General features: G+C 72.8%; 11 protein-coding genes. 7 read left to right on the plus strand and 4 right to left on the minus strand.

From position 1 onward, the window contains the following. The first annotated feature begins 63 nt into the window (after positions 1 to 63). Positions 64 to 1,083 carry a hypothetical protein gene (locus tag ET445_RS07035; RefSeq protein WP_129190101.1) on the plus strand — a complete coding sequence of 340 codons (1,020 nt, stop codon included), beginning with the start codon at positions 64 to 66 and terminating at the stop codon, positions 1,081 to 1,083. Positions 1,084 to 1,126: 43 nt separating this feature from the next. Here ET445_RS07035 and ET445_RS07040 read toward each other — a convergent pair whose 3' ends face one another. Both ET445_RS07040 and ET445_RS07045 read right to left on the minus strand, forming a co-directional pair. Continuing rightward, positions 1,127 to 1,879, minus strand: a complete 753-nt coding sequence (locus ET445_RS07040; protein ID WP_129190103.1) for a hypothetical protein — start codon at positions 1,877 to 1,879, stop codon at positions 1,127 to 1,129. Further along, positions 1,876 to 2,427: a hypothetical protein gene (locus tag ET445_RS07045; RefSeq protein WP_129190106.1), complete on the minus strand. Its 552-nt coding sequence runs from the start codon at positions 2,425 to 2,427 to the stop codon at positions 1,876 to 1,878. The genes ET445_RS07040 and ET445_RS07045 overlap by 4 nt, the downstream gene beginning before the upstream one ends. A 99-nt stretch (positions 2,428 to 2,526) precedes the next feature. Here ET445_RS07045 and ET445_RS07050 point away from each other — a divergent pair, with 99 nt between their 5' ends. The 3 genes from ET445_RS07050 to ET445_RS07060 all read left to right on the plus strand — a co-directional run bounded on the left by ET445_RS07050 (position 2,527) and on the right by ET445_RS07060 (position 8,795). Further along, on the plus strand, positions 2,527 to 3,711 hold the full coding sequence (locus tag ET445_RS07050) for a hypothetical protein (protein ID WP_129190108.1): 1,185 nt from the start codon (positions 2,527 to 2,529) through the stop codon (positions 3,709 to 3,711). Between the two features lie 22 nt (positions 3,712 to 3,733). Next, complete coding sequence (locus tag ET445_RS07055; protein ID WP_129190110.1) at positions 3,734 to 8,074, plus strand: FtsK/SpoIIIE domain-containing protein; 4,341 nt, start codon at positions 3,734 to 3,736, stop codon at positions 8,072 to 8,074. Between the two features lie 79 nt (positions 8,075 to 8,153). Further along, positions 8,154 to 8,795, plus strand: coding sequence for an FHA domain-containing protein (locus ET445_RS07060; RefSeq protein WP_129190112.1), 642 nt, complete (start codon positions 8,154 to 8,156; stop codon positions 8,793 to 8,795). A gap of 3 nt (positions 8,796 to 8,798) precedes the next feature. Here ET445_RS07060 and ET445_RS07065 read toward each other — a convergent pair whose 3' ends face one another. Beyond that, entirely contained in the window at positions 8,799 to 9,548 is a 750-nt protein-coding gene (locus ET445_RS07065; RefSeq protein ID WP_165314326.1) for a hypothetical protein, read from the minus strand. After that, complete coding sequence (locus ET445_RS17185) at positions 9,548 to 10,189, minus strand: hypothetical protein (protein WP_165314327.1); 642 nt, start codon at positions 10,187 to 10,189, stop codon at positions 9,548 to 9,550. The genes ET445_RS07065 and ET445_RS17185 overlap by 1 nt, the downstream gene beginning before the upstream one ends. Positions 10,190 to 10,351: 162 nt before the next feature. On the opposite strand from ET445_RS17185, the gene ET445_RS17190 reads away from it, so the two are divergent. From ET445_RS17190 to ET445_RS07080, 3 genes are all read left to right on the plus strand, one after another. After that, positions 10,352 to 10,645, plus strand: coding sequence for a WXG100 family type VII secretion target (locus ET445_RS17190; protein ID WP_165314328.1), 294 nt, complete (start codon positions 10,352 to 10,354; stop codon positions 10,643 to 10,645). A 64-nt stretch (positions 10,646 to 10,709) separates the two neighbouring features. Next, complete coding sequence (locus tag ET445_RS07075) at positions 10,710 to 11,339, plus strand: WXG100 family type VII secretion target (RefSeq protein WP_129190118.1); 630 nt, start codon at positions 10,710 to 10,712, stop codon at positions 11,337 to 11,339. Continuing rightward, positions 11,332 to 11,640, plus strand: coding sequence for a WXG100 family type VII secretion target (locus ET445_RS07080; protein ID WP_129190120.1), 309 nt, complete (start codon positions 11,332 to 11,334; stop codon positions 11,638 to 11,640). Before ET445_RS07075 ends, ET445_RS07080 begins: the two co-directional genes overlap by 8 nt. The last annotated feature ends 24 nt before the right edge of the window (positions 11,641 to 11,664 follow it).

Here is an 11,664-nt window from a genome sequence, read left to right on the forward strand (position 1 = left end):
CGCCGCCCCGTTGCTAGCATTGGCCGACCGCGGGGACGAGGGTGCCCCGGTGAGGAGCGCGACATGAGCACTTCGAACGACGGGCGCGAGCCCGAGACGACCCCCGACGCCGTTGCCGAGGCGGCGGCCGACGCCGCCGACGCGGCCGAAGAAGAGGTCGCCGAGTACGTTCCCGGTGCCGACGCGCCCATCGCCGACGAGCCCATCGCCGACGAGCCCATCGCCGACGAGGTCGAACAGGCCGTCGCCGCCGCAGACGATGCGGCGGAGGCATCCGAGACCGCCGCGGCCGAAGCCTCCCTCGTAGCCGAGTCATCCGAACTCGACGCCGCCGTCTCGCGCGCGAACGCCGCCGCCGCAGCCGAAGCCGCCGAGGTCATCGAGTCCGTCGAGGCGACCGAAGTGCTCCCCGAGCCGATCCCGGCCGACTCCGTCCGCCGCGAGACCTACGTGCCGCCGGCGGCGACCGCCGTCGCGGCCGGCGCCGCGACCCTCGCACCCGAGCCTCCGGCCCCGAGCTATCAGCCGCAGACCGTGTACGTGCAGGCGCCGACGCCGCCCGCGGCGAAGGGCAACCGCGGGTTCGGCGTGCTCGTCGCGCTCATCGGCGCGGTCGCGTTCGCGGCGCTCTACGCGGGCGCGTCCTATCTCGTGTTCCTCCTCCGCGGCGACGCCGACCCGGCTTCGCCGCTCCTCGAGTTCCTCGTCACACCCGCGTACTGGGTGCCGGTCGTCGCGGCGTTCGTCGGGTTCGCGCTGCTCGCCGCGATCGTCAACCGCGGCTCCTACTGGACGTACGCCGTCTTCGGCCTCCTCGTCGGCGTGCTCGTCTACTTCGCGTACGTCGGAGGCGCGCTCCTCACAGTGCCCGCGTGGACGCTCACGCTCGACGACGCCAACGCCTTCATCGCGCAGCGCTGGCTCGACCCGCTCGCGATCATCGCGGGCGTCATCGCGCGCGAGATCCCGATCTGGCTCGGCGGCTGGGTCGCCGCCCGCGGCAAGAAGGTGACGGCCGCGAACCGGGAGGCGCTCGAAGCGTACGACCGCGAGCTCGCGGCGGGGCCGCAGTTCCGCGGCTGAGCTGCCGTTCCCCGGGGCTGAGCCGCCGGCGTGTTCGACGTCGCTACGGACAGGGGAGCGCGGCCGCCCGCGCGGCGAGGTCGACGGTCTCGCCCCACGCGAACGCGAGATCGGCGTCGCCCGAGAGATCGGCGAGCGTGAGCCGGCGCGGGAGCGGCGGGCCGAACCGGTCGACCTCGAGCACGCCGACGACGGTTTCGCCCGACCCGATCGCGACCTCGACCGTGTCGTCGCCCTGATCGACCGGACGCGAGGCGCTGAGCGCGCCGCCCGCGAGGAGCGCTTCGAGGAGCGCGGCGGGGTCGGTGAGCGGCGCCCACGCCGAGACGGCCGCGTCCGCGCCGACCGTGCACACGACCGTGTCGACGTCGCGGCCGAGCCGGGCGGCGTAGGCGGCGTTGGGTCGAAGGCGGGTCGTTCCGCCGTCGACGAGGATCTCTGCCGAGACGTCGCCGCCGCCGAGGGTCGCCGCGAATGCGTCGGGTCGACCCGCGTAGTCGAGCGACAGCGTGCGCCCCGGCACGGGGTCGGCGGCGCCCGACGGGTCGTCGGACTCGGGGACGACGAGTTCGGTGACGGTGCCCGTCATGGCGACGGGACCGCCCCGGCGCACGGCCGCGACGACCTCGGCGAGGAGCGCGTCGTCGCGCATGAGCCAGAGCCCGTTGCCGTCGCCCGGTTCGACCGCCGAGAAGTCGACGGGCGGTGCGGTCGGCTGCGGCGCGGCCGCGGAGCATCCGGTCATTCCTGCGAGGATCGCGACCGCGACGCCTGCGGCGACCCGACGGCGCCTCATGACCCCGCGTCGGCGACGCATGCGCTCGCGCCGCGCTGACCAGACAGGTCGGATGCCTGGAGCGACACCGCGCCCTGCTCGTGCGCAGGACGCACGACGAAGCACGTCGCATCGTCGAAGACGCCCGCCGCCTGCGGCACGAACGCCTCGGTGCCGCGCACCCACTGCGTGAGGTCTGTTGCGGAGCCGTCGCCCGTGACGGCGAAGAGCGCGTACGCGGCGTCGGGGCCCGACCAGTCGAGGTGCGCCATGCCGCCTTCGACCGAGATCGTGAGCGCGTCGACCTTCACGCTGTCGTCGTTCAGCACCGAGACGATCCACCACGCGACCGCGGCGCCGAGTGCGAGCACGGTCAGGATCGACGAGACCAGGAAGGCCGGATGACGCCACCAATGCCGCGCCTTCGACGGGGCTTCGGCGAGTTCGGGGAGCACCGACGAGCCGTTGCCGAGCGCGCGGGCGCCGGCGTGCCCTGCGAGGTCGGGCTGGCCGGGGGCGCGGCCGACGACCGCTCGGCCGGCGGGGGCCTGCGAAACGGGGTCGGTCATAGGGGGCGGACTCCTGACGGGTCAGGCCGGCGTCCGCCGACCGCGTACCATGCTATATCGGTGCGCGCGCGACCCCTGCGGCGCCCAGGGGAGGACGACGTGGTGCACCGACGGCAGCGGCTCGCGCTGCGGTGGACGGCGCTCGCCGTGCTCGTCGCGTCGGCCATCGGGGGGTTCGGCGGCGCAGGCGGGTTCGACTCGCCGGCGTTCGCCGCCGGCTCGGGTGCGTCGGTCGGTCCGGATGCCTCGGGCGGTCCGGATGCCTCGGGCGAACCGGATGCCTCGCAGCCGGCGCCGCTCGGACCGGGCGAGGTCGCCGTCCCGTACCTCGGCGCCGCGACGATCGAACCGGGCCGGCCGTGGCGCATCGCCGACTGCTCGGTGCCGCTCGCGGCGTCGCCGCTCGTCGTCGCCTGCGACGAGTCGAAGATCGACCTCGCCGCCGACGCCTACGACCCCGAGGCGGGCGTCGTCGTGATCCCCGTGCCGCTCGTGCACGAGCACGTCTCCACGACCGTGCGGTACCGCGTGACCCTCGAACCGCCCACCCCGCCTGCGGCGGCCCCCGCGGCCGCGGTGCGACCCGTCGTCGCGGGCTCGCTCCTGCGGGTTCCGCTCGCCGACCTCGGCATCGCGTGCACGGCGTGCGCCGACGGCGGACGACTCGTCGCGGGAGGGGTCGAGCCGACATCGGCGGGCGAGGTGTGGGCGACGCCGACCCACCTCGTGTTCCGCGCCTCGAGCGGGTACCGGGGCGCCGCCGAGGTCTCGTTCCGCTACCGCGACGACTTCGGCGGCTCCTCGCCCGTCGCCGCCTTGCCGGTCTCGGTCGTCCCGCCCGTCGGCTCGCCGCTCCTCGCGCTCGACCTCGTCGTCCCCGCTCCCGGCGACGGCCCCGCCGAGCTCGACCTCGCCGACCTCGTCTTCGGCGCCGACGCCGACGGGTTCGTCGTCGTCGCGTGCGGCGCCGCCCTGCGGGGGACGGTCTCGTGCGCGCCCGACGGCAGGGCGACCTACACGCCCGCGGTCCTCGGCGGCGCCGCCGCCGACCAGTTCGGATTCCACGTCGCGACGCCCTCGGGCGAGCACGCCTTCGGTTCGGTGACGTTCGCCCCCGAGGCATCCGGAGCATTGACTCCCGGCCCCGCGCCCGCCGCGCCGGGCCCCCAGACCGATGGAGCGGCGGCCGCTGTGCCGCCCCTCGCACCCGTCGACGACGAAGGCCGACCCGACGGCGCGCTCCGCGCGCTCGTGGCCGTGCTCGACCGGGTGGGAGCGAGATGACCGGCGACGGAAGGCGAGGCGCATGAGTCTGCGTGTCACGATCGACCCCCGCGGAGGAGAAGCCGCAGGCACGTGGCTCCTCGACACCGACGAGGCCACGACCGTCGGCGAGGTCGCCGACTCCCTCGGCGTGCCCGCCGACGCGCTCGACCCGGCCGCGGTGCCCGCGACGCCGCTCGCCGAGAGCGCGCTCGTGTCGGGGGCGACCGTCCCAACGGCGCCGCGCGCCGAGTCCGCGGCCGGAGCGGTGCGTCTCGAGATCGTCGGCGGTCCGTTCGCGGGCGAATCGATCGCCGCGTCGCGCGGCGCGATCGCGACCGTCGGCTCGGGCGCGACCTGCTCGCTCGTCATCGCCGACGGCGCCCTGCACCCGCACCATGCGTCGATCGCGATCGGCGGAGACGCGAGCGCCGACGGCCGTCCGGCGCCGCTCACCGCGACCGTCGAGGCAGCTCCCGGCGCCGAGGTCTGGGTCAACGGCGAACGCATCTCGGGCCCGACCCGCATCGCACCCGCCGACCTCGTCCAGGTCGGCAGCAGCATCCTGCGCCTCGGAATGGCGCCCTACCCCGACGCCGACCTCACGCGCGACGCCCTCGGCGACCGGGCGTTCAACCGTCCCTCGCGCATCCGCCCCGCCGCCGCGCAGCCCGTCGTCGCCCTCCCGGGCGACAAGCCCGACGACTCCGACCAGTCGCCCATGCCGTGGCTGTCGGCCATCATGCCCGTCGTCCTCGGCATCACGATGGCGGCCGTCTTCCAGCGGCCCATCATGCTCCTCATGGCCGCCGCGAGCCCCATCATGGTCGTCGGATCCTTCCTCACCAACCGCCGCCTCGCGAAGAAGAAGGGCGTGAAGAGCGAGCAGGAGTGGATCGACGAGGTGCGCACCGCCGAGGGGCGCATCGCCGAGCTCGCCCGCCTCCAGCGTCTCGCGGCGTGGCACGGGATGCCCGACCCCGTCACGATCGCCGACATCGCGACCCGCCCGCTGTCGCGGCTGTGGGAGCGGCGCCGCACCGACCCCGACGCGCTCGCGCTCCGGGTCGGGGTGACCGAGACCGACCTCGACGTGCGCTTCGAGGGCGGCGGCAAGGACCGCACGTCGCCGCGCCGGGTCGGCGTCTCGCCGGCCCCCGTCGCAGCAGACCTCGCGAACGGACCCGTCGGCATCGCCGGCCCCGAAGCCACCGTGCGCAACGTCGCCCGTTCGATGCTCGCGGGCTTCGCGACGCTGCGCTCGCCGCGCGATGCCGAGATCGTCGTGATCTGCCCCGACGCGGCAGCCGACGAGTGGTCGTGGACCCAGTGGCTGCCGCACCTGCACGCGCCCGGAGGCCCCGCGGCGACGATCGGCAACACCGACGACACGCGCCGCGAGCGCGTGCGCGAACTCGGCGTCGCCCTCGAGCACCGCACGCGCATCGCCGGACAGCGCGGAGCCGAGCCGCTGCCCGACATCCTCGTCGTCGTCGACGGCGCGCGCGACTACCGTCTCCTGCCCGGCATGGTGCAGCTCCTCGAGCACGGCAGCGCCCACGGCATCCACATCCTCGCCCTCGACTCCGAGCGCGCCCGGCTTCCCGAAGAGGCGAAGAGCGTCGTCGAGGTGGATGCCTCCGACCCCGCCGTGGCCCGCGTCGAGACCGCGTCCGACTACTTCCCGGTCGTCCTCCTCGACGGGCTCTCCGTGCCGCAGTGCGAGCGGGTCGCGCGCAGCCTGTGCTCGATCCGTCACGTGAGCGGCGTCGGCGACGACGCGATGCTCCCGACGAGCGTGCGCTTCGTCGACCTCCTGAAGGTCGACCTCGACGACCCCGAGCCGATCGTGCGGCGGTGGTCGACGCAGCCGCGCAACACCTTCGTCGTCGTGGGGGCGTCGGCCGACGGCGAGTTCGCGATCGACATCTCCCGCGACGGTCCGCACGCGCTCGTCGCGGGCACGACGGGCTCCGGCAAGTCGGAGTTCCTGCAGGCGCTCGTCGTGTCGCTCGCGATGGCGAACCGCCCCGACGCGCTCAACTTCGTACTCGTCGACTACAAGGGCGGGTCGGCGTTCGCCGACTGCGAGCGACTCCCGCACACGGTCGGCATGGTCACGAACCTCGACGCGCGCGAGACCGAGCGCGCACTCGCGTCGCTCGACGCCGAGCTCAAGCGGCGCGAGAAGGTCCTGCGCGACATGGGCGCGAAAGACGTGGATGCCGCGTGGTCGAAGGATCCCGACACGTCGGCCGCGCGGGGGCTCGCCCGACTCATGATCGTCATCGACGAGTTCGCCGAGCTGAAGACCGAGCTCCCCGAGTTCATCGACGGGCTCGTCCGCATCGCGAGGGTCGGACGGTCGCTGGGCGTCAACCTCGTGCTCGCGACGCAGCGTCCGTCGGGCGTCGTGACGGCCGAGATGCAGTCGAACATCAACCTTCGCATCGCGCTGCGCGTCACCGACCGCAGCGACTCCTCCGACATCCTGGGCTCGGGCGAGGCGGCGCTCATCAGCGCTGCCAACCCCGGTCGCGGATACGTGCGCGCAGCCGCGGGCGCGGCGCCGTCGCCGTTCCAGACGGCGCGCGTCGCGGGCATCCGCCCCGGAGTCCAGCGCGCCGTCAAGCTGCTGCCGCGCAAGGCGGCGCTCGCGTGGGACGCCCTCGGCTACCCCGTGCGCTACCCGAAGTCCGCCTCGTCGCACGCGCAGAACACCGACCACGACGACACCGACCTCCGCGCGCTCGTCAACCTCATCTCGGCCGCGACCCACGAACTCGGCATCCCGAAGAACCCGTCGCCGTGGCTCATGCCGCTGCCGAACGTCCTGCCGCTCGAGAAGTTCCATGATCAGGCGATCCCCGAGCGCTCGATCGTGCTCGGTCTCGAAGACGTGCCGGGCGAACAGTCCCAGCGGAGCCTGACTTGGAACGTCGAGACGGGTTCGCACGTGCTCTTCCTCGGCGGGTCGATGTCGGGTCGCACGACCGCCCTCCGCACGATGCTCGGCCAGCTCGTGCAGGTCTTCTCACCCGCCGACCTGCACCTCTACGTCTTCGACTTCGGCAACGGCGCACTCCTTCCACTCGTCGACGCGCCCCACACGGGCGCCGTCGTCACGCAGCTCGACGCCGACCGTCAGCCGCGGCTCGTGCAGCGCCTTCTCGAAGAGCTCGGGCGTCGCCAGGCCGTGCTGTCGGCCGCGGGCGTCGGGCACATCTCCGAGCAGCGCGCTCAGGCCGCCCCCGAGACCCGGCTGCCCTACATGGGCGTCGTCGTCGACGGCTGGGAGCGCATGCAGTCGACGATGAACCCCGACCAGCTCGTGACGTTCCGCGACCAGTTCATGCGGGTGCTCCGCGAGGGCCCCGCGGTCGGCGTCCGCGTGCTCGTGACGGGCGACCGCAACATCGCGGGCGACAAGATCGTGTCGTTCATCGACGAGCAATATGTGCTGCCGCTCCGCGACATCTCCGACTACCGTACGGCCGGCATCCTCGCCCGAGACATCCCGCTCGATCTCGCACCCGGACGCGTGCTGTTCGGCGCCGCCGGCGCCGAGGCGCAGCTCGCGGTGCTCGTCCGCGACACGAGCGGCGAGGCGCAGACCACGGCACTCCGCCGCATCGTCGAGCAGGTGCGCGACCACTACGACCAGTTCCCGCAGCTCGAGGCGCTGCCGAACCCGTTCCGCGTCGACCCGCTGCCGGGGCACTTCGCCCTCACCGCCGCGTACGACCTGCCGCTCGGCGACTCGGGGCCCGCCGACGGACCGGTCGTCGCGGTCGGCGGAGACCTGCTCTCGCGGTTCACGATCGACTGGCCCGCCGAGGGCGGACTCGTCGTGACGGGCGGCCGGAAGTCGGGTCGTTCGTCGGCGCTCGCGGCGATCGTGCACCAGCTCGCGTGGCGTCAGACGCCCATCCTCGTCGTGTCGGGCCGTCAGTCGATCCTCACCGAGGTCGCGGCCGGCCACGGCATCACGGTCGTGTCGGCGGGCGACACCGACCCCGTGAAGCTCGGGGAGGTCCTCGACGGCATCGCGGGGGTCGGCGGTTCGGCGACGATCGTCGTCGACGACGCCGAGCAGTACAAGAACGCGCCGATCGAGCACGCGCTCACCGGCGTGAAGCACCGTGCCGCGTTCATCGTCGCCGCCGACTCCGAGTCGATCTCGACCCTCTTCGGCGGGCCGATCGTCGAGGCGAAGCGGTCGCGGCGTGCGCTCGTCCTCCGACCCGAGTCGGCGATCATGGGCACCCAGGCGGTCGGCTCGCCGATCCCGAAGTTCATGCTCGGACGCGGCACGCCCGGCTCGGCCGTCTTCACGACCCCCGCGGGCTGGCTGCCCGTGCGCGTCCCCGACATCCGGCAGTGACCATCCGGCAGTGACCCTCCGGTCCGCGTCATAGACTGAGCCGGGCGCCCCTACGCCCGCCGAGGAAGGAACGATCTCCGTGGCATCCGCCCGCTGCGTCTTCTGCGACGCGACGCTGCAGCCGAACAGCAGCTACTGCGTGTCGTGCGGTCAGCTGATCCCCCGGCAACCCGCGCGGCCGCCCGTGCCCGCGCAGTTCCAGGCGCCTCGCGAGGCGCCGCAGGCGCGACCGGATGCCTCGGGCGCGGCGCCTGTGCCCGTGCCCGCAGTGCCCGCGGCACCTGTGCAGCCGGTCCCGCTGCCGCAGTCGCTGCCGTGGCAGGTTCCCGGAGCCCGTGCCGAGGTTCCCGCCGCTCCAGCGCCCGCAGCCGCTCCGCGGCCCGCGTTCGACCGGGTCGAGCTCGTCTTCTCGACCGGGCAGCGCGCGGTCGTGTCGGGCAGCGTCGTCCTCGGCCGGAAGCCCGCCGACACGGCGCTCGCGATGGGCATCCGCTCGGTCGAGGTCCTCGACGACACCCGGTCGGTGTCGCGCGTGCACCTCTTCCTCGAGGTCGCCGACGGCACGATCACGCTCGGCGACGCGGGCTCTGCCAACGGCGCCCGCCTCGAGCGCGGGGGCCGTCAACTGCCGCTCGAGGGCGCCGGCACGCGGGTCGCCGCGGCGATCGGCGACCGCGTGTGGCTCGGCGATCTCTCGTTCGTCATCCAGGCGGCGGCCTGAGGTTCAGCCGAGCTCGGGCCAGTCGTGGTCGAGCAGCGGGCCTTTCCATTTCAGGAAGGCGAAGCTCGATTCGAAGAGCGCATGGGGGATGCCTCGTGCCCGGGCCTGCTCGAACAGTACGCGGACGACCGCCTGCGTGGTCTCCTCCGACAGCACCGAGTCGAGGAGGAGCGGGAGGAGACCGTGGCGGACGCCGTCGGGCCAGCGCGGGTAGAGGCCGACGCGTTTCGCGGCCGAGCGGTCGGTGAAGGCGGCACGGAACGCCTCTCCGTCGCGGACCGCGATCTCGCACAGGATGGTGCCGTTGCCGGCCTTGAGCGCGGCGCGTCCGCCCCAGTTGAAGATCGGGATGCCTCGGAGGCGGTCGGTGCGGGGACGGTCGTTGAGCACGCCGACGAAGACGACCTGATCCCACGGGATCACGGGGGAGTTCGCGAGGGCGACGCCGTGGTCGTCGACCGCACAGGCGACGGCCTGGTCGACGTCGCCAGCGAGGATGCGGAGGATGCGGCCGCGGAGGACGCTCGTCACGAGGAGTCCGGCGCCGACGACGCCGAACACGGCGACGAGCGCGAGCGTCAGCCAGGAGCCGAAGCCGGTCACTGCCAGCGCGACGATGCCGGCGATCGCGATGACGACCGCGAGGCCGCCGACGGTGATGAGTCCGGTGTTCCACCTGCGTGCCGTGTCGGCCTTCGCACGATCGACGAATGCCCGGAAGGCGGCCGGCGCCACGGGCGACGGGTCGGACATCAGCTGTCGAGGACCGCGTCGAGCGCGCCGGGGCTGCGCACGAGGTCGCCGTGGTTCAAGCGCCTGATCAGGCCGTAGGCGCGGTCGCTCATCGTGATGAGCGGCCACGGGTGAACCTGCTTGCCGCCGCGGATCTCGATCGTCACGAACGCCAGTCGATCGGCGTCGGCGCGATACACGCCGACGGTGAGCGCGCCCTTCTTGTGATTAGGAATGGGCCGGTACTTCGCGGGGTCGCCCGTCAGGAACCGCTCGTAGAGGGCGTTGCCGACGGCGACGTCGCCGTCGACCGTGAAGTACATGGGCTTGAGGCGCACGCCCGTTTCGACTCGCTCCCACACATGCGACACAGCGATGGCGAGCCAGGCGAACAGGACGCCGAAGAAGGCGGTGAGCAGCACGAGGCCGGGCGCGACGATGCCCTTGAGTCCCGAGCGCCGACCGGTCATGTCGCTCGCGTTCTCGCGGATCGACTCGAAGTTCACGAGCACGAGGGCCAGCGCGATGAACGCCGCGACGGCTGCGACGCCGAGCAGGATCGTGCGCGGCATCGAGCGGCGATACCGGAACTGTTCGGGGCGAGCGGCGAGCGTCGCGTCGTTGGGGCGCACGGGCGACCTTTCGGTGAGGGCGGAAGTCACTCGACCTTACCCAACTCGGACTGGAGACGCGCCCGATGCACAGGGGAGCACTCCCCATCGTGGTATCGCGCGCAGAACAGGTATCGTGTTCGAACGTCTGGTTCCGGAGCGAGCGCTCCGGAACAACGCTCACACGAGGCATCCACCCTACGGAGGAAAATCATGGCGGAGATCCGCGTCACTTCCGACTCGCTCGCCGGCGTCGCGGGCCAGCTCTCGAGCGGCTCGCAGTCGATCGAGTCGCAGCTTTCGAACCTGAAGTCGCTTGTCGAGGGGCTCATCTCGGGCGACTGGTCGGGCACGGCATCGCAGAGCTTCAACGAGCTCTACTCGCAGTGGGATCAGGCGGGCCTGCAGCTCAAGGAGTCCCTCCAGGGCATCAGCGACCTGCTGAACCAGGCCGCCCTCTCGTACGAAGACAGCGAGAACGCGATCGCGAGCACGTTCAACGGCTGATCGTCGCTGAAGACGGCGCCGGGGCCCCACCGCCTCGGCGCCCGGTCGTTCGGAAGGGAACCCTGTGGTCGCATTCAGAGTCCGCGCCGATGCGCTGAGCGAGGTCGCCGCGCTGCTCGGCACGGTGCTGTCGACGTTCGACGCGAACCTCTCGACGGTCGACGCCCAAGTGAAGCGCACGGTCGACGTGACCTGGAAGGGCGACGACGCAGAGAGCTTCGCCGAGGGCTGGGCGACGTTCGTGACCACGGCCGGGTTCGTCCGCCAGTCGCTCGCGGCCCTGCAGTCGGGCCTCATGGCCGCCGACGGCTCGTACACGCAGAACGAATCGGGGGTGCAGCGGTCGTTCGACGGGCGGGTCGGCGCGGTCTCGGCGGTCCGGGCGAACTCGGGCAAGCTCGGCACCCGTGTCGAGCGCGGCGAGGAGCGGGCCGAGGACATGGCCGAGTTCTTCGGCCGCGACTACGCGGGCGACGACGAGGTCGAGCAGTTCGGCGGCGGTGCGCTCGGCGCGCGCAAGGGCACCGGGCGAGCGACCGGTGGCGGCGCCGGCGACTCCGACGGCGACGGAGACGACGACTCGATCGGCGAGGGCGTCTTCCGCCTCGGCGAAGACGGCGAGCCGATGGTTCCGAAGATCGAGATGCACACGGCATCCGCGGCCCTGCCTGCGTCGGAGGTGAACGGTGACTGAGCAACAAGCCGACACGACCGACCTGAAAGCGCTCGCCGACATGCTCGGCGAACTCGTCACGTACTGCACGGCGCTCAAGCAGGGCGCGAGCGGCTTCGCGTACATGCTTCCGAACGAGTGGCAGGGGCCGGCGATGGCCAACTTCCTCGGCATGTTCGAGAAGTGGCAGCTCGGCGCCGAGGCGATGACTCAGGCGGCCGAAGGCCTGCAAGACCAGGTCGAGGGCGCGCATCAGGCGTACACCCAGACGATCGAATCCCTCGACGCCTCCTGGAGCAAGATCTCGGCCGGTCTCGGCTGACCCTCGTTCCCTCCTCGACCCTCC

Origin of the sequence: Agromyces protaetiae, assembly GCF_004135405.1 — a bacterium.
GTDB lineage: Bacteria > Actinomycetota > Actinomycetes > Actinomycetales > Microbacteriaceae > Agromyces > Agromyces protaetiae.

Bases quoted from the DNA above. Each gene is read 5' to 3' on its own strand.
- ET445_RS07035 (WP_129190101.1), top strand. From the start codon at position 64: ATGAGCACTTCGAACGACGGGCGCGAGCCCGAGACGACCCCCGACGCC.
- ET445_RS07040 (WP_129190103.1), bottom strand. From the start codon at position 1,879: ATGAGGCGCCGTCGGGTCGCCGCAGGCGTCGCGGTCGCGATCCTCGCA.
- ET445_RS07045 (WP_129190106.1), bottom strand. From the start codon at position 2,427: ATGACCGACCCCGTTTCGCAGGCCCCCGCCGGCCGAGCGGTCGTCGGC.
- ET445_RS07055 (WP_129190110.1), top strand. From the start codon at position 3,734: ATGAGTCTGCGTGTCACGATCGACCCCCGCGGAGGAGAAGCCGCAGGC.
- ET445_RS07065 (WP_165314326.1), bottom strand. From the start codon at position 9,548: ATGTCCGACCCGTCGCCCGTGGCGCCGGCCGCCTTCCGGGCATTCGTC.
- ET445_RS17190 (WP_165314328.1), top strand. From the start codon at position 10,352: ATGGCGGAGATCCGCGTCACTTCCGACTCGCTCGCCGGCGTCGCGGGC.